Here is a 17105-nt window from a genome sequence, read left to right on the forward strand (position 1 = left end):
GCAGCAGCGCGCCGAGGGCGGGCCGGGCCTGCGCACCGGCCGGGAGCAGCAGCCAGACCACGTAGAACGGCACCAGGAACAGGAGGTTGGCGAGGACGCCGGCGCAGGCGGTGGCGACCTTGCGGGCCCGGCTGCCGAGGAACTGGACGTCGTCCACCTGGCAGTAGAGGTAGGTCGCGCCGAGGATCCAGCGCAGCCCGATCTCGCTGACCCGGCCGCCCCAGGTGCGCGCGAACAGGCCGTGGGCCAGCTCGTGCAGGGCGAGGCTGCACCACAGGACGCAGCCGACGGCGATCAGCAGTACGGGCTGCTCGGCGGTGTGCACGGTCTGCCGCCACAGGGTCCCGGCGTCGGCGGCGACGGCGGCGAGCACGCCGACGGCCGGCGCGGTGAGCACGGCGAGCAGGGCGGGCCTGCGGTCCAGGGCGGTGAGCCGGTGCAGGCGGTCCATGAGGGCGGGGGCGTCGGCGACCATCCGGGTGTGTCCCGCGAGGAGGCCGCTCGGCCGCTCGGCGGGGGTCGGCACCGGCGCGGGCGGCGTCGGCGCGGGGCCGCCGTCGAGCAGGCCGCGGGTGCCCAACAGCCTGAGCATCTGCCCCCATTGGGCCTCGCCGAGCCGGGTGCCGAACTCGGCCGCGTAGGCGTGCCCGATCTCCGCCAGGGACCGGGTGCCGTCGAGCCGGATGATGATGAAGTGCTCCTTGGGACCGACCTCCAGGCGCCGTCCGGTGCGCGGGTCCTTCAGCAGATGGATACGGTTCGGGCCGCGCAGCAGGCTGGGGCCGAGGACGATGTCGGGGTGCAGCCGCGGCCGGGCGGCCAGGAAGGTGTCGGTGGTCATCTGGTGTCCTCGGGAGCGCCGTCGCGCAGGGCGCGGGCGAGGACGTAGGAGAGGAACGCCTCGTCGCGGACGGTGATGCCCAGCCGGTTGTTGGTCATGTGCGCGTAGGGCGACAGGAGCATGGGCAGGGCGTGGGCCGGATCGGTGGCGTGGATGTCGCGGGTGCCGTCGAAGGAGCGGAAGACCAGCTCGCCTCGTTCGGCCAAGTGGGCTGCCCGGTCGCGGAGTTCGGCGCAGTGGACGGCCCAGCCGCGCAGGAAGGCCGGCAGCCGGTCCAGCTCTGCGCGGGCCACCGCCTCGCGGATGTGCCGGAAGCGTTCGGGGAGCCGGTCGCCCATGGCGGCGTACGCCCGCTCGTAGCCCTTGTCGGTGGTGTAGTTGGTGGTGCTGAACGCGTTGTTCCAGAAGCCGTGGTAGCGGTCGAGGAAGGTCAGCAGGGCCTCGTCGTCGGCGAGGAAGGTGCCGGAGACGACCATCATCAGCTGGGCGGACAGGCCGAGGAGCACCGTGCGCAGATGGAGGTTCATGGTGCGCGTGGCCTCGATGACGAGGTCGCTCGAGTGCTGGAAGTGCCACTCGGCGAGCGCGATGCCGGCGGGGCCGCCGTACTTGCCGTACTCGGGCTCGTAAGGCCGGTCCTCGTAGCTGTTGTTGGGGCGCAGCCGCATCCGTCCGTCGGGGCCGACGAACCGGGCGCGTTCCTCCTCGCTGTACTCCAGGTTGAACAGGGTTTCGTACAGCTCGGCGAAGAAGCCGGCCTTGACCTCGTAGAGGGCGGGGCGTTCGCGCAGGAACGCGTCGAGGGCGGCGTGGGTGCGCTCGCGGACGGCCTCGGTGCCGGCGGCGCGGGCCGGCTTCAGGCGCAGCCGCAGATGGGGGCCCTCCAGCCAGTAGTTGATGAAGAACCAGCCGTCGAGCAGCCCTTCCCCGGTGAGCCGGTCCACCAGGGGTTTGACGCACTCAAGGAGCAGCGGGCGGGGGCTGGCGGCGTAGAAGACGTGCACCGCGAGCCAGTCGCCGGGCGCGCCCTCGGCGGTGGTGTCCACAGCCGGGGTGGTGCCGGCGGCGGGGGTGGTGTCCGCGGCGGGGATGGGTGCGGTCATCGGGCTTCGTCCTTCTTCGGCGGGCCGGCCGGGGCGGGCAGCATCTCTACGGCGAGTTCGGCGACATGCCGGCCGCGGGGCGAGGTGACGTGCAGTTCGTCCGCGCCGGGCAGCATCTCCTCGAAGACGGTCCGGGCGCGCCTGCCGGCCAGGAGTCCTTCGAGCCCGGCGAGCGAGAGCGGGCTCGCGAAGTCGACGTACTGGGGTTTGACGGAGCCGGACCAGCCGCCGGCCGCTTCGCCGTCACGCTCCTCGTGGACGGTGGCGAACACCTGCTCGGGCAGCGCGTGTTCGGTACGCCAGCGGTGCCAGCCGAGGTACCAGTCGGCGTCGGTGTCGCCCGGCGTGCGCAGCGGGAGGCGTCCGGCGGCGACCGTCCAGGAGCGGCGCTGGAGGACGAGGCCGTGGTGGCGGACGCGGGGGCGCCGGGTGACTCCGGCGCGCTCGGGCCCAGCGGGCACGCCGCGCCACACGTCGGGTTTGGGGCGGGCGGTCGGGGAGAACAGCAGCAGGGTGCGCGGGATCTCGGGCAGCACCATGGGCACCAGGTAGCCGAGGTAGAGGGGGACGACCTCGCGGCCCAGGCGGCGGGAGCGCAGCAGCAGCCGGTCGGTGGCCTCGTCGTGCTCGGCGTACAGGTCGTCCAGATGCAGGCGGGCCTCCTCGGGCGCCGTGCTGGTCTCGCCGGGGCAGACGATCTCGTGGTCGGTCAGCCGGCCGTGCAGATTCAGGTTGGTGGTCGCGGAACCCGCGGTGACCTCGGCGAACACGGCGCCGGGCGGCAGGAGTTCGCGCAGTTCGGCGCGGATGGCCGTGGTCAGTCCGGGGCCTTCGGGGCCGTCGAAGCAGTGGGTGAAGCGGGTGAAGGGGAAGCAGAGGCCGCCGAAGGAGTCGTTGAGGACGGCCAGGGGTTCGCCGTCGCGGCGGGCGAGCTGGAGGAAGTGGCTGTAGGGCTGGAACGCCGGGGCGGCGGCGCCGAGGGCCCCGGCGACCTCGTCGGCGAGAGCGTCGCCCAGTACGAGTTCCTCGGCGTCCGGCGGGAGTTCGGCCCAGCGTTCGCGCATGCGGGCGGTGAACACGGCGCGGGCCCGGTCCAGCGCCGTGATCTCGGGCAGCCCGAGCCAGTTCTCCTCCGGGGCATGGCTGCCGTCCGGCAGGAAGCCGTCCTTGGCGGAGGTGAACTGGAGGTACTGGCGGAAGATGTCCTCGTGGAAGTCGTGCACCAGGCGCAGCAGGTCCTCGCAGCGCCCGCCGCGGCCGAAGCGGGCGAGGAAGAAGCCCTTGAGGGTGAGGCGCTGGGGCAGCGCCACGTCGAAGGCGGGCAGCAGCCGCCCGAGCGAACGCAGCGGGCCCTCGGCGAGCCGCGTCCACTCGGCGAGGTCGGCGGTGGTGGTGCCGGCGGAGACGTCCTCGTAGACGAGGGTCTGCGGGAGGGACGGCTGCTCGGCGCCCAATTCGGCTTGCAGTGCGAGGAGTTCGGTTCTGAGGGTGCGCAGCAGGGTGCGGCGGGTGGGGATGTCGGCCACCGGGAAGCGGGCCAGGATGCGGGCGGGTCCGTCCAGGCGGGCGGCGAGTTCCCCGGCCCACGGCCGGTCGAGGGCGCGCAGCGAGTCCTGGAAGGCGCGCACCGGGTCGCCGCTGTGCACGCCGGTGGCGAGGCTGGGGAGCTGGAGCATGCCGAGGTCGCGCAGGGCGGCGAGATAGTGCTCGGCCTCGTCCTCGCCGGCCCCGGTGGTGGTGGCCAGCCAGCGCGCCAACTCACCGTACCGGGGCGCTGCTTCGCGGTCGCGCAGCAGGGCCAGCATGCCGTCGAGGGTGCCCTGGCGGCGCAGGAAGAACAGCCGGTCCTGGGCGGCGTCGAAGCTGACAGCCGCGCTGTCGTCGCCCGCCGTGACGGCCCGCTGGACATAGCGGACACGGTCCTCGTCCAGCTTCCAGCCGGAGGCCAGGGCGACCGGGAGGTCGGCGCGGCGTCCGGGGTCGGCGGCGACGAGTTCGGCGAGGCGGGCGAGCGCGACGACGTTCAGCCGGGGGTGGCCCGTCCAGTCGTCGCCGACCCGCGTGGGCGCCGTACCGTCCCCCTCGTCCCCGAACCGGCCGACGGCGACACCCGTGAGCGTGCTGAACGGGCTGGTCTTGCAGGCGGTGCGGTAGACGTACGACAGCAGGGAGCGCTCCATCTTGCGGGCGCGCTTGCCCGGCACCGGCGCCGGGTCGGCGGCGAACGCGTCGAGCCGCTCCTCCAGCGTGGGCGACGCGAGCAGCAGGCCCCGGCGCAGCCGGTCGTCCAGGGCAAGCTCGCGCAGCGCGGCACGGGTGCGGCCGAACCCGGCGCCGAGCACGCGCTCGCCCTCGGCGCGCAGTTCCTCCCAGCGGACGCGGGCCGCCAGCCACTCGGAGAGATCGGCTCCGGTGGCCCCGCCGAGTCCCTCGGCGAGCGCGCGGGCAGCCGGCAGGTCGCCGGGCAGGCGGTTGTTGAAGACCTGGCGGCGCAGGGCGAGCAGCCTGCGGCGCAGCGCCGCGTCGTCGGTGGCGCCGACCGCGGCGGAGAGCGGATCGCTGAGCCGGGCGCCGAGCGCGGCGAGCCGGTCCTGCTCGGCGGCGGTCCTCGCGGCCCAGTCGGCGGCCTCGGGGGCGCGCAGGGCGAGGGCGGTGTCCACGGGGAGACCGGCGACACGCAGCATGAAGCGCCGGTGCAGGGTCAGGGCCGCGGATGCGGCGGGGGCGCCCCCCGATGGCTCGGCCGCCCCACCCGCGGCCGGGGCGCCGGAGAGAGGGACCGGGGTGTCCGTGGCCGGGGTGGCGGGAGGCGGCACGGGGGTGTCCGCGGCCGGGGTGCCGGAAGGTGAGACCGAGGTGTCCGGCCCCGGACCGTTCTCCGCGGGGACGTCCGCGGTCGGGGTGGTGGCGGTCGGGCTCACGCCCTCCCCCTTTCCTGTGGGGTGTGCGGCCGCCCCGGTGCCGGGGCGGGGTCCTCGGGTCACGGGGCCACGATGTCGTAGCGGTAACCGGCCGGGCGGGGCGCCTCGTTGCCGATCATCATCACGAGCAGCGGGATCTCACCGCGTGCGGCGAGCCCGAGTTCCTCCACGAAGGAGACGCAGTCGAATCCGAGCGCGACACCGCAGCCCATGCCCGCGGCCGCGGCGGCCGTGTACACGGCCTGCGCGGTGGCCCCGATGACGGCGTTGACGAGCCTGAGGCCCCGGTCCCCGACCGCGTCCAGCACGGCGTGGGTACGGGCCGCGGGCACCAGGACGGCGGCGGCCTGCTCCAGGTTGTAGTTGGCGAGGAAGTAGTTCTCCTGGAGGAAGCCGCCGAAGTCACCGGCCTTCAGCAGCACCAACTCATCGCTCTGGCAGTCGTGTTCGTAGACGCCGGGCGCGATGTCCCGGACGTGGTTGACGAAGACGTACTGCCGGGTGAGGGGTGCCGCGCCCGGTGTCTCCGCGTCGCTGTCCAGGGTGCCGGCGGCGACGGCCGCGGCCAGCGCGGCGGACAGCCGGGCCGGGTCCAGCGGGGTCGCCGCGCTGAACCGGCCGAAGCTGCTGCGGCGTGCGCGCAGCGCCCGGCGTACGGTCGCGTCCAGCGGGAGCGGCGCGGGCAGCGCGACGCGGTCACCGGGTCCGGGCGGTGTGACCAGCGCGGAGTCCAGGGTGCCGGGCGCCGGACGGTCGGCGGCGCCCTCCAGGGTGGCCGCGTGGATCGCGTGCACGGTCGGGAAGGCCAGCACGCGCCGGGACCGCTCGTCGGGAACGCTGCGGACCCGCGCGCCGGGTGTCTCCGGAGCGTCACCCCGCCCGTCCGCCCCCTCCCACCGCAGCGGCACCACCGCGAACACCCCGTCCCGCTCGGGGTCCAGCCCGAGCACCCGGCCGAGGCGGGGCTCGTCGAACCAGAGCGCGGCGCCGATGTGCAGCCCGTGCGCGCGGGCCCACATCCGCCAGGTCTGGAGCAGGGCGCCGATGTCCATCGTGACGACGTGGTAGGAGAAGCTGTTGTATTTGAAGGCGTTCTGCCAGAACGTCACGCCCAGCACCAGGAACTGGTCGGTCCCGGCGGCCTCTTCGAGATCGCCGAGGGCGGCGCGGACCTCGCCGGTGACATCGCCGGACAGGGTGCGGGCGAAGGCGTTGCGGGGGGTGTCGTAGTAGTAGACGCCGGGGGCGAGGGGGCCGCCGGCGCCGCTGATCCAGTGGATGCCGACGGGGTAGAGACCGCCGCCGGAGGAGGTGCCGCGCGACCAGTTGGCGTGGGTGTGGTGGGGCAGTGAGCCGAGGTCGCTGTTGGCCTGGACGGCGAGCCGGCGGCCGGTCAGCCCGTAGGAGTCGCGGAGCATCGCGCCGAGCAGCGGCAGGGTGAACGCCCCCGTGCCGCGCGGCCCGGACAGGCCCCGGTCGACCGTGGCGTCGTCCGCGCAGCCGCCGTCGGGCAGCGGCAGGACGGGGGCACCGGGGAAGAACTTGCCCTTGCGGGGGCGGTCGGCCCAGTCGGGCACGAAGTCGGCGGGTTCCATGGGGATCCGGCCCCGCCGCATCACCGCGGTCGCGTACTCATGGGCGTATCCCATGGTCACTTCCCTTTCTGCTGTCTGTGGTCGAGGCCGGCCGAGCCGTGCGCGGGACATGGGGGCATCTGGGCAAGGGTGCGTCGGGTCAGGGGAAGGGGTGCGGGGCCGGGTTGAGGTCGGCGGGCGTCAAGTCGTCGCTTCGCAAGCCCGCTTCGCGCAGGGCGGTGCGCATCCGGGGCATCAGCGGAGCACGTTGCCGGCTGGTGCCGAAGTCGATCGGGAGCAGGCCGGGCACCAGCACCTTGACGGTGTGCAGGCCCAACTCCCGTTGTTCCGGGGAGGTCTGATCGACCACGACGACATCGAAGCCGTGCGCGGCGACGGCGGCGACGCAGGCCCGCACGTCGGTGCGCAGGTCGGCGGCGGGCCGCAGGGCGTCCTCCCCCGCGGCGAGGGAGGCGAGCGGCACCCGTTCGGCGTCGGTGCGGTCGCGCAGCAGGAAGTCGGTGTACCGGCCCATCTCGGGCAGCCCGTAGAGCAGCGGGTGGTCGTGCAGCACCCGCACCTCGCCGAAGTCCCGTGCCATCCGCCGCAGCCGGGGTGCGTCGCGGGCGGTGCGGCGGCGCAGGTTGACCGCGTCGGTGGCGATCTCGCAGAGCCCGCCGGCGAGCGCCGCCTCGGGGTCGAGGGAGGCGCCCGCGCCGAAGCAGAGCAGTCCGGGGCCGCCGTCGACGCGTTCGGCGACGGCGGTCACCACCGGGACCGGGAAGGTGACGCGAGTGTCGAAGAACCGGGCGCGGTAGCCGTACATCGCCAGCCGGTCGACCATGGCGCGGGTCGCGGGCCGGGTGCTGCTCGCCGGATCGATCTCGGGCAGCCGGAGCCGGCCGAACCAGGCCAGCAGGAAGGCGTCGCGTTCGACGGTCTCCATCAGCCCGTGGTAGACGGCCTCGGCCAGACTGCCGCCGGAGGCGCAGCCGTTGGAGCTCTCCTGGACGAAGCGCCGCCGGATGCCGCCGGGCGCGTGGTAGTAGGCGACGACCTCGGGCACGAGGACCGGCCGGTCGTCGCGCAGCGACCAGCCCCACACCCAGTCCACCGGGCGGTCCGGCGCGAAACGCGGGACCTCGGGGGCGGCGGCGTGGAAGGCGTCGGAGTACAGGCCGGTGACACGCGGGTCGACGGCGAGGTCCCCGAGGTCGTCGAGGGCCGCGGCGACCACGGTCCGCTTGGCGCGGGCCCGCATCCCGGCGAACCGCTCCAGGCCCTCCAGCACCCCGACGCGGACGCTGCCGCCGTAGCAGCCGGTGTGGCCGCCCCAGTAGCATTCCCGCAGGTAGTCGCCCGAGCGGGTGGTGAAGGCGCCGATCACCGAGGAGGTCGACGCGGAGGCCAGGTCGGGCGCGAAGGACGGGCCGAGCGCGCCGGTGACGGGGTTGACGAACGCCTCCGGCACCAGGTCGTAGGCGGAGAGCGGGCGCGAACGGAAGTCGGCCGGGTCGTGTTTGGCGCCGGGGTCCAGGGTGATCCGGGCGCCCTCGGCGGTGTCGTCCGGGCGGGTTCCGCAGGACGGGCACTCGCCGTCGGGCACCAGCGCGAGCCGCGAGACGCGCAGGGTCTCCAGGTCCAGCAGCCACACCCACGGGTGCCGGCCGCCCCGGTCCCCGCGGGCCGCCGCCGCGACCAGAGCGGCGAGGGCGTCCACCGTGAAGCCGGCCAGCCAGGGCGGGGTCCCGGTGGCCCGCGGCGCGTCGCCGCGTTCCAGTGCGTCGCGCAGGTATCCGGCCCGTACCGCCTGCCAGCGGCGCGCGAGGCACCGGGGGCAGCCGGGCGCGCCCTCGGCGGGTACGGGACCGACCACGGCGTGGTGTCCGTACAGGCCCACCGGTATCGCATCGCGCGTGAACTCCCCTTTTCGGGGGGCGAGTTCGTCACGGACACCGAGCGGAGTCACCTCCGCGCGCGGGGTGCCCGGCCGTCCGGCGAGGGCGGTGGTGAGCGCGGCGCACACCACGTCCCACGGCCCGGCGGCCGGGGGCGGTGCGGGGTGCGGTGCGGTCGCGGTCTCAGTGGGCACGGCGGGTCCCGCGGGTCAGCAGGACACGCGACGCGAACACGGAGCCCGCGGCGAGGTCGGGGGCGGTGACCCGCACCGCGAAGGCGTCCCGTCCGGCCGCGGCGAGGCCGTCGAGGACGGCGGCCCAGGTGGTCGCCGTGCCGGGGGCCGGTACGACGCCGCCGGGGACGAGGGTCGCCGCGTCCAGGTCGGCCCACAGCGGGTCCCCGCCGTCGAACCCCACTGTCTGGTGGCCGAGTTGCTCGGCGCCGAGCAGATCGCGCAGCGCCTCCAGGACCGCCTCCCGGTACCGCAGCCCGCTGCCGGTGGCCCAGCGCACCCCGCCGCCGGCCGGGTCGGTGATCCGGGCGAGCACCACCGGCAGCGACGGGCTGCCGAGATCCAGGACTTCGGCCGTGACACCGAGGTTCTCCGCCGACCGCAGCAGGAACCGCAGTTCCGGGTCGCCGGTGAGGGTTTCGGGGTCCACGGTGCGCACCGGGTTCGTACGGCGGACGGCGGCGCCCAGCGCGTCCCGTGCCAGCGCGGTGCGCAGGGCGCGGGCGAGCGCGGCACGGGGGCTGCCCGCGGCGCCGGTGCCGGCGGAGGTCCGCTCGAACAGGCCCTCGGCGTTCCAGCCGCCGAAGGTGCGCACGGCGCCCGCGGGCACCAGCACGGTCCGCCCGTCGAGCAGCGAGGCGGCCTCGCTGAAGTGGGCGAGGCGGTCGGCGGCCACCTCCAGGCCGCTGGAGACGGAGAGTTCGGCGGGGGCGAGGCGGGGCCACTTCCCGGCGGCGGCCTCCAGCGCGGCGGCCGTCAGCACCGGGGGCGGGACGACGTGCTCGACGTACACCTCGGCGGCGCGGAAGACCGCGCTCAGCCGGGCCCCGGCGACATGGTGGACGTCCGCGGCGGACACGGTGCGCGTCCGTCCGGGCGCGAGACCCAGCCGTACGGTGCCGATCTTGAGCGGGGTCTGCTCCCACTCGTCGTCGGCGTACGCGGTGAAGACGCCCGCCGCCTCGCCCACCAGGATCTCGCGCCGCTCCAGCGCGGCGAGCGCGGTACGGGCGGCGTCCTCGTCGGCGGCGCCGTCGGCGGGCGCGGCGGCGACCTGGTCCTCCTCGGGGTGGGCGGTACGCAGGGCGTCGGCGCTCTCCGCGTGCTCGCCGGCGGGGGCGGCGGAGCAGTGGGGACATCGCGGGTGCGGCAGCAGCGGCTGCGCGAGCACGTCGAGGGAGTCGAGGTCCTGGACGACGAGCCGGCCGCGGGTCTCGGCGGGCAGTGCCCCGGTGACCAGGCGGAACACCTCGAAGGCGAGCAGGTTGCCGAGCATCCCGGCGAGGGGGCCGCCGATGAGGGGCGCGGGCGCGCCGAGCGGTGCGGCGGGTCCCACGGACGCCCACAGGTCGGCGCTGTCGGCCGCGTCGGCGCCCGCGCCGAGCCGCAGCGCTGCGCAGCACCAGCAGCCGGTGCCCCCGGCGGTCATCTCGGGCCCGATGACGGCACGGCCGCCGAAGGTCCACGCGCCGAGCAGCCGGCGCCCGGCCGGCACGCCCTCGGTCAGCAGCCGGAGCAGTTGCCGGGGTCCGGCGGCGGGGGTCACCAGGACGGTGTCCCAGCCCTCCAGTTCGGCCCAGCCGTAGGTGCCGTCGGCGGCCTCCCCGAGGCGGACGAGCCGGGGGGCGCAGCCCGCCTCGGCGAGGGCCGCGGCCTCGGCGTCGATGTCGGCGCTGCCCTCCACCCCGTGCCGTTCCGCCCGCAACTCGCCGTAGGAACAGGCAGGTTCGGTGAGCGCGACCGCGCCGCCGCCGTTGCGCAGCAGGCCGAGCGCGGCCCAGCGGGCCAGGGCGTCGTCACCGAGGACGGCGACCGGGGTGGCGCGGAAGCGGGCGAACCGTCCGGGCGCGTCGTCGGCGTAGTGGTCGAGGTAGTCGAGCTGGTGCGCGAAACGCTCGGCGACCTGTGGCGGGAGGGTGTCGGCCGGGGGTCTGGGTCCGGCGTCCCGCGCGAAGCCACGCGCGTAGAGGGCGCGCACGAGTTGGACCACCATGTCGCGCTGCTTGTCCCCCAGCCCCGCGCACAGTTCCTCGACCCGCCGCTCGCCGTCGAAGTGCGGGACGATCAGCGTGGCGAAGCGGTACGCGTTGCGGGTGCGGAGGTTGAACCCGCCGTGCGCGTTGTGGAAAAGCACTCCGTCCGGGGTCCGGGTGTAGAGGACGTCCCGGCGGATGCGGGGCCGCGACTGCGCGATCTCCTCGTAGGAGGCGGGTGCGTGGGGCATGGGCGGGGAGACCTTTCGATGCTACGGGGAGGTTCGGCTCGATGCTCACGGGGAGGCCCGGCCGGCGGCCGGGTCGGGCAGGTCCACCGGATCGTGCGGGACGGCGGGGGTGCCGGGGAGGCTGGCACCGGCCGCCTCGACGAAGAGGCGCAGCAGGTCGTGGACGCGGTAGCGGCCGGAGGGGTCCTCTTGGAGCAGCCCGGCGTCCACGAGCGAGCTGAGCACCAGGGCGCCGGGGGCACTGGGCGAGCCCCGCCCGAGCCCCGCCGACGGCTCGCCGGACCCACCGGCCAGGGCGGCCTCACCCGGCCCACCGGAGCCACCGGACCCGCCAGGCCCGCCGAACCCGCCGAACCCGTCCGACTCGCGGGACCGGCCCGCCCCGCCGGACCCGACCGGCAGCGGCAGGGGCCGCGCGCCGGACGGCAGCGACGCGGCCGGCGCGCCGCGGGCGGGCGCCCCGCCCGGCCCTTCTGGTAACTCACCACGCAGCACGGCGAGTTGCAGGGAGCGCAGCACCGGCCCCGGCTCCACGCCGAGTTCCTCCGTGAGGTGGGCGTGGATCCTGCGGTACTCGGCGAGCGCCTCGGCGCGCCGGCCGGAGCGGTACAGCGCCTCGACGAGCAGGGCGGACAGCCCCTCGTGTCCGGGATGCGCGCGCACGGCCTCGCGGGCCTCGGGGATCAGCTCGCGGTGCCGGCCGAGGCGCAGTTCGCCGTCGAAGACCCGCTCCACCGCGAGGAGTCGCTCCTCGGCCAGGCGGGGCACGAGATCGCGGTGGATCTCGTCGGAGTGCACGTTGGTCAGCAGGGGTTCGCCCCACAGCGCGAGCGCCGCGCGGGCGAGCCGCAGCGCGGACTCCGGGTCGTCGGCGGCGTAGGAGCGGGCCAGCAGTTCCCGGAACCGCAGCAGATCGAGGGTGCCGGCGTCGGCGTGCAGCCGGTACCCGCCGGGCACGGCCTCGATGGCATGGTCGGCGACGCCGTACTTGGCGAAGAGTCGCCGCAGCCGCAGCACGCAGGTGTGCAGCGCCGATCTGCCGCCCGCCGGCGGCCGGTTGCCCCAGACCACGCGCTGGAGCAGTTCGGAGCCGACGACCGCACCGGGGTGGAGCAGCAGGACGGCGAGCAGCGAGGCGGGGCGGGAGGGCTGGAGTACGACGGTGTCCCGGCCGTCGGTGATGGCGAGCAGGCCGAGCACGAGGAACCGGGGTCTGCCGGTGCCGGGTGCCGGGGAAGCGCTGTCGGGCGCTGGGGTGCCTGTCTTCACCGTGGCCTTTCAGCGTCGGGGCGGGTACACAACGGCCTTGCGAAAGGGCGGCGTCGGGCATGCCAGGGGGTCGGCGGCAGGCCCACATCCACTACTGAGACGGGAACTTAGATTCGAAGATGCGGCGGCGTCCAGTGTCCGGAGGAAAACGTCCGGTGACCCGAGGGCGACTCAAGGGCCGCGGGGCGATGGGGCGTTGGCGATCCGATCGCAAGGGCATACGCTGCGAGCAGGTGGGCCGGCCGGTTGCCGGGGCACCACGCACCCAGGGGAGGATCCATGCCGTGGTGGCCGCTGATTCCGGTCGTCTCGATGATCACCGGGCCGCTCGCGCTGTACGTCGTGTCCCGACGCAAGCGCGGCGGGCAGGGGACGGACGAGCGGTACGAGGAGCTCTCGCGGAAGTACACCGCCCTTCTGGAGGAGACCACTTCGGGCGAGCTTCCGAACGGCCGCGGCCGCCATCCCGAGTAGCCGTCGGCGGCGTCACCGATTTCCAGGCGGGAACGGGCTAACGCGAAACGGAATTCCGAAATCGAGTTGCGTAATTCACGGCCCTGGGGCACGCCGGCGCGCGAGCGCGGCGCGCGGACATGTACGCCCATACGCGCGCGCCCCGCGCCGCACCGGCTGAGGTGCGGGGCGGGGCGGTGTGCCTCGCGGACGCGGTCGGACCGCGGCGCGGTGCGTCTCCCGGACCGGTGGGCCCGCGGAGGCGGCGCGGTACGTGTCCTGGACCGGTCAGGCCACGGAGGCGATGCGGGTCCGGATGTCCTCGGGGGACAGGGCGCCCTTCGCGATGACGTGGTCGCCGGAGGACTCGCCGCGCAGCCGGCGGCCGATCCACGGGACGAGGTGCTCGCGGGCCCAGTGGACGTCGTCGCGGCGGACCTCCAGGGTGCCGCGGGGCGGCAGCGGCGGCCACGACTGCTCCGGGTCGGCCGGGATCTCCAGGCCGAGCGCCTGCCCGGCGCGCAGCGCGACGCGGGTGTGCCCCTCGGGCGAGAGGTGCAGCCGGTCGCTGTCCCAGGCCCGGCGGTCCTGCACGGACCGCAGCGACCACAGGTCGAGCACGGGGCAGCCGTACCGGTCGGCGATGGCCCGCACATGCCCGTTGTACGTGGCGATCTTGCCGCGCAGATGCTTGAGCAGGGGGACGCCGCGGGTGTCGAACCCGGTGGTCACCATGACGGTGCCGGCCGCCCCGGCGAGCCGGGCCACGGCTGCCTCGAAGCGCTCGGCCACCTCGTCCGGGTCGGTGCCGGGACGGATGATGTCGTTGCCGCCGGCACAGAAGGAGATCAGATCCGGGGCGAGTTCCACGGCCTGCGGGACCTGGTCGGCCACGATCTGGTCCAGCAGCTTCCCGCGCACCGCGAGGTTGGTGTACTGGAAGTCGCCCTCGGGCCGACGGTCGGCGAGCAGGACCGCCAGCCGGTCGGCCCAGCCCACGAATGCCCCGTCGGGGCCGGGATCGCCGACGCCCTCGGTGAAGCTGTCCCCCACCGCCACGTACGACCCGATCACTGATCTGCTGTCATTCTTCGAATCGTCTGCCACGTCGGATCATGATTCACCTTGGGGTGTGACCTACGCGACCGTAGGAAGGGGTTGACGAACGGTGAGATGAGCCACTTGGGAAGTTTCCCCGTTTCAGGAATACGTCCGCCACCAGCGCTGTTGGGGCCCCGGATACGCCGCTCGGGCGAGGGCGCCAACCACTCGCGGAGCCCTGCGGCCCGCGCTCCCCGCAGCCCGTGCACGCGTCTCGTCCGGGACCTCGCCTCCCCGCCGACCAGCCCTGTGGACAACTCATTGCCCCACGAAACGAATGCCGTATGGTCGACGCAGCGCCCGCCGCGAGCCGTGACGGCGGGGACCCACCGGGAGGAGCCCCCGTGACGCAGCAGGTCCCGTCGACCGAGCCGGAGCTGGCCGGTGTGCGCAATTTCCGTGACGTCGGCGGGCTGCCGACCATGGACGGCCGCCGGCTGCGCCACGGGGTGCTGTTCCGCAGCGGCCACCTGGCGCACGCGACCGCGCAGGACGCGGCCTTCCTCTCGTCCCTGGGCCTGCACACCATCTTCGACTTCCGCAACGCGGCGGACCAGAAGCTGGAAGGCCCGGACATCGCGCTGCCCGGCGTGCGCAATGTGAACCTGCCGCTGAGCGACCCGGCGGACGGCGCGGAGTTCTGGAAGATGGTCCGCGACGGCGCCCTCGACGAGCTGCGCGCGATCCTGGACGACGGCAAGGGCGCGGCCCGGATGGTCGCCTCGTACCGGTCCATCGTGCGCGACCGCACCGCCGAGCACTCTCGGGTGCTGCACGAGATCGCCGGGGAGAGCGTGCCGGCCCTGATGCACTGCGCGGCCGGCAAGGACCGCGCGGGCATCTCGATAGCCGTCACCCTGCTCGCCGTGGGGGTGGAGCGGGACGCGATCGTCGCCGACTACCTGGAGTCCAACGCCAAGCACCGCCGCTACAAGGTGCGGCGCAGCGGCAGTGCCGAGAGCGCGTACACGCCCGAGGTGATGGAGCTGCTCAGCCCGCTGTTCGATGCGCGCGCCGAGTATCTGACGGCCGCCTTCGAGACCATCGAGGAGACCTGGGGCGGCGTGGACGGCTATCTGGAGCAGGGCCTGCGGCTCACTCCCGAGACCCGTGAGCGGCTGCGGGCGCGGCTGGTGGACTGACCCGTCCGTGCGGCCCGCGCCCGGCGCGGGCTCAGCCCTTGCCGCCGATCGCGAACAGCAGATAGAGGAACGCGGCCAGGACGTGCCCGAGGGCGATGTAGATGATCAGCCGGACCCACAGGGAACGGGGGAACTTGGTCTCAAGGTCGCTCATGACGGCTCTCCGTTCAGGTGCCCCAGGCACAGCGCGGTCGTGGGGCTCTGGAGCAGGGTGTGGACGAACAGCAGCTCCACGCCGTCCGGGTCCTCGGCGGCGAGGCGGTGCGGGGTGAGCGAGTCGAAGTGGGCGCTGTCGCCGGGGGCGAGCAGGTGCGTGGCGTCGCCGAGGCGCAGCCGCAGCCGGCCCTTGAGGACGTAGAGCCACTCCTCGCCGGGGTGCACGCGCACGATGTCGCCCTGCGCGCCGTACGGTGCGTGCACCCGGAGCGCCTGCATCCCGCGGCCGGGGGCCCCGGCCTGGAAGTAGGTCCACCCGGCGGCCCGCGTCGGGTCCATGTCGGCGGCCCGGACGATCGCGTTCTGGTCGGCGACCCGTTCGCCGAGGAGTTCGGAGACCGTCGTACCGTAGATACGCGCGAGTGCGAGCAGCATCGGCAGCGAGGGCCCGCGCTGCCCGGTCTCCAGCCGGGACAGATGGGCCGGTGAGAGTCCGGCGTTGCGGGCCGCCGCTTCCAGGGTGAGACCGGCCCGTCGGCGCAGTGCGCGCAGCTGCGGCGCGACGGCGGGCAGATCGTCACCCTGGCCCGCCGCCGGCGATGCGGCATCTGAGGCGTTCATGCCTCTATTCAGCGCCTCTTTTGCCCGCGGGGCAAATTTCTTGCCTCCCAGGCAAAAGCCTTGCGCTTCGATCACTCCCGCGCGCTCGCCCTCAGCGCGGCCGGCTTCCTCTGCCCGTGGGTACTTCTGGTGGCGCTCGGCTGACCGGTCAGCGGTTGGCGACCGCCTGTTTGATCAGCGTCCTGCCGAAGTCCCACATCAGGCCGCCGCCGCTGTGCGCGTCGTCCATGACCGCGGTGAAGCCCTCGATGAACCGGTCCACGTCGGCCTCGCCGAAGACGAGCGGCGGGATCAGTTTGATCACTTCGAGGTGGTCGCCGGAGACCTGGGTGAGGATCCGGTGCCGCTGGAGCAGCGGTACGACGACCATCTGGGCGAACAACCCCTTGCGGGCGGCCTGGAGCATGGCCCAGCGGCTGCGCAGCTTCAGCGAGGACGGCTTGCCGAACTCGATGCCGATCATCAGGCCCCGGCCCCGGACGTCGGCCAGCAGCTCGTATTTCCCGACGAGTTCGGTGAGCCGGGACTTCAGCAGGTCGCCGGTGGTGCGCACGCCCGCGACGATCTGCTCGTTCTCCATGACCGACAGCACGGCGAGCCCGCAGGCCATCGCCTGCGCGTTGGCCCCGAAGCTCGCCGAGTGGACCAGCACGCGGTCCATGGACGAGTAGACCTTCCGGAAGATCCAGTCCTTGCCGAGGGTCGCGCCGACCGGGACGTAGCCGCCGGACAGGGCCTTGGCGACACACACCAGGTCGGGTTCCACGCCGTCCTCGTGCTGGTAGGCGTAGAAGTCGCCGGTGCGGCCGAGGCCGGTCTGCACCTCGTCGGTGATCAGCAGGGCCTTGTGCTTGTGCAACAGCTCCTGCGCGGCGCGCAGATAGCCGGGCGGCGCCTCGTGCACGCCCTTGCCCTGGATCGGCTCCACGATCAGCGCGGCGACATCGCCCCTCTTCAACTCCCGCGCCAGGGCGTCGAGATCACCGAGGGGGACGGCGGTGTCGGGCAGCAGCGGGGCGAAGCCGTCGCGGAAGCCGTTCTCCCCGTTGACGGACAGCGAGCCGGTGGTCAGCCCGTGGAAGGCGTGCTCGCAGTACAGGACGCGCGGCCGGCCGGTGGCGTAGCGGGCGAACTTCAGGGCCGTCTCGACCGCCTCGGTGCCGCTGTTGCCGAAGAACACCCGGTCCAGGTGCGGGCTGTGGGCGAGCAGCCGCTCGGCGAGCAGTCCGGGCAGCGGCTGGCAGTCGAACCGGGTGAGGTCGGCGAGGTCCAGGTCCAGGACGTCGTGCAGCGCCTTGCGGACGACCGGGTGGTGCCGGCCGAGGCCCATCACCCCGAACCCGGCGAGCATGTCCAGGTAGTCGTTGCCGTCGGCGTCGAAGAAGTGGGCGCCCTCGGCGCGCTCGTAGACCTTGTCGAAACCGATGGTGTGCAGCATGCGCGGGAGCTGCGGGTTGAGGTACTTCGCGTGCAGCTCGTACCGCTCGGCTCCGCGCTCGGCGAGCAGGGCGCCGAGGTCGAACTCGGTGGTCATTCCTTCTCCTTGTCAGCGCCCCGGAAGGGCACGGA

Annotated in this window: 12 protein-coding genes; 2 read left to right on the forward strand and 10 right to left on the reverse strand. The window is 74.2% G+C overall.

The annotated features are described in order from the left end of the window. Positions 1-837: 837 nt before the first annotated feature. From ACZ7EC_RS04080 to ACZ7EC_RS04105, 6 genes are all read right to left on the reverse strand, one after another. Positions 838-1944 (reverse strand): lantibiotic dehydratase C-terminal domain-containing protein, encoded by a 1107-nt coding sequence (locus ACZ7EC_RS04080; protein ID WP_471057524.1) that lies wholly within the window; start codon positions 1942-1944, stop codon positions 838-840. Continuing rightward, positions 1941-4628: a lantibiotic dehydratase gene (locus ACZ7EC_RS04085; protein ID WP_471057871.1), complete on the reverse strand. Its 2688-nt coding sequence runs from the start codon at positions 4626-4628 to the stop codon at positions 1941-1943. The genes ACZ7EC_RS04080 and ACZ7EC_RS04085 overlap by 4 nt, the downstream gene beginning before the upstream one ends. Before the next feature lie 296 nt (positions 4629-4924). After that, positions 4925-6514, reverse strand: coding sequence for a nitroreductase family protein (locus ACZ7EC_RS04090; RefSeq protein WP_471057527.1), 1590 nt, complete (start codon positions 6512-6514; stop codon positions 4925-4927). Positions 6515-6599: 85 nt separating this feature from the next. After that, positions 6600-8531: a TOMM precursor leader peptide-binding protein gene (locus ACZ7EC_RS04095; protein WP_471057530.1), complete on the reverse strand. Its 1932-nt coding sequence runs from the start codon at positions 8529-8531 to the stop codon at positions 6600-6602. Beyond that, entirely contained in the window at positions 8521-10794 is a 2274-nt protein-coding gene (locus ACZ7EC_RS04100) for a TOMM precursor leader peptide-binding protein (RefSeq protein WP_471057533.1), read from the reverse strand. The genes ACZ7EC_RS04095 and ACZ7EC_RS04100 overlap by 11 nt, the downstream gene beginning before the upstream one ends. A 45-nt stretch (positions 10795-10839) precedes the next feature. After that, complete coding sequence (locus tag ACZ7EC_RS04105) at positions 10840-12063, reverse strand: AfsR/SARP family transcriptional regulator (protein WP_471057535.1); 1224 nt, start codon at positions 12061-12063, stop codon at positions 10840-10842. 279 nt (positions 12064-12342) lie between these two features. On the opposite strand from ACZ7EC_RS04105, the gene ACZ7EC_RS04110 reads away from it, so the two are divergent. After that, positions 12343-12537, forward strand: coding sequence for a hypothetical protein (locus ACZ7EC_RS04110; protein WP_471057538.1), 195 nt, complete (start codon positions 12343-12345; stop codon positions 12535-12537). Between the two features lie 267 nt (positions 12538-12804). Here the strand turns inward: ACZ7EC_RS04110 and ACZ7EC_RS04115 are convergent, their stop codons facing one another. Then, a complete protein-coding gene (locus ACZ7EC_RS04115) occupies positions 12805-13590 on the reverse strand; it encodes an SGNH/GDSL hydrolase family protein (RefSeq protein WP_471057874.1) in 786 nt (261 codons plus the stop codon). 371 nt (positions 13591-13961) lie between these two features. Between ACZ7EC_RS04115 and ACZ7EC_RS04120 the strand changes: the two genes are divergently transcribed. Further along, positions 13962-14759 (forward strand): tyrosine-protein phosphatase, encoded by a 798-nt coding sequence (locus tag ACZ7EC_RS04120; RefSeq protein WP_471057541.1) that lies wholly within the window; start codon positions 13962-13964, stop codon positions 14757-14759. A 31-nt stretch (positions 14760-14790) separates the two neighbouring features. Here ACZ7EC_RS04120 and ACZ7EC_RS04125 read toward each other — a convergent pair whose 3' ends face one another. From ACZ7EC_RS04125 to ACZ7EC_RS04135, 3 genes are all read right to left on the reverse strand, one after another. Next, complete coding sequence (locus ACZ7EC_RS04125) at positions 14791-14913, reverse strand: DUF6126 family protein (RefSeq protein WP_471057544.1); 123 nt, start codon at positions 14911-14913, stop codon at positions 14791-14793. Then, positions 14910-15536: a helix-turn-helix domain-containing protein gene (locus ACZ7EC_RS04130; protein ID WP_471057554.1), complete on the reverse strand. Its 627-nt coding sequence runs from the start codon at positions 15534-15536 to the stop codon at positions 14910-14912. The genes ACZ7EC_RS04125 and ACZ7EC_RS04130 overlap by 4 nt, the downstream gene beginning before the upstream one ends. A 148-nt stretch (positions 15537-15684) precedes the next feature. Next, on the reverse strand, positions 15685-17070 hold the full coding sequence (locus ACZ7EC_RS04135) for an aspartate aminotransferase family protein (RefSeq protein WP_471057558.1): 1386 nt from the start codon (positions 17068-17070) through the stop codon (positions 15685-15687). Between the last annotated feature and the right edge of the window lie 35 nt (positions 17071-17105).

The organism is Streptomyces sp. NPDC037203 (assembly GCF_055605065.1).

Excerpts from the sequence above, each read along its gene's own strand:
- ACZ7EC_RS04080 (WP_471057524.1), bottom strand. The coding sequence starts at position 1,944 with ATGACCGCACCCATCCCCGCCGCGGACACCACCCCCGCCGCCGGCACC.
- ACZ7EC_RS04085 (WP_471057871.1), bottom strand. The coding sequence starts at position 4,628 with ATGCTGCGTGTCGCCGGTCTCCCCGTGGACACCGCCCTCGCCCTGCGC.
- ACZ7EC_RS04090 (WP_471057527.1), bottom strand. The coding sequence starts at position 6,514 with ATGGGATACGCCCATGAGTACGCGACCGCGGTGATGCGGCGGGGCCGG.
- ACZ7EC_RS04100 (WP_471057533.1), bottom strand. The coding sequence starts at position 10,794 with ATGCCCCACGCACCCGCCTCCTACGAGGAGATCGCGCAGTCGCGGCCC.
- ACZ7EC_RS04110 (WP_471057538.1), top strand. The coding sequence starts at position 12,343 with ATGCCGTGGTGGCCGCTGATTCCGGTCGTCTCGATGATCACCGGGCCG.
- ACZ7EC_RS04125 (WP_471057544.1), bottom strand. The coding sequence starts at position 14,913 with ATGAGCGACCTTGAGACCAAGTTCCCCCGTTCCCTGTGGGTCCGGCTG.
- ACZ7EC_RS04130 (WP_471057554.1), bottom strand. The coding sequence starts at position 15,536 with ATGAACGCCTCAGATGCCGCATCGCCGGCGGCGGGCCAGGGTGACGAT.
- ACZ7EC_RS04135 (WP_471057558.1), bottom strand. The coding sequence starts at position 17,070 with ATGACCACCGAGTTCGACCTCGGCGCCCTGCTCGCCGAGCGCGGAGCC.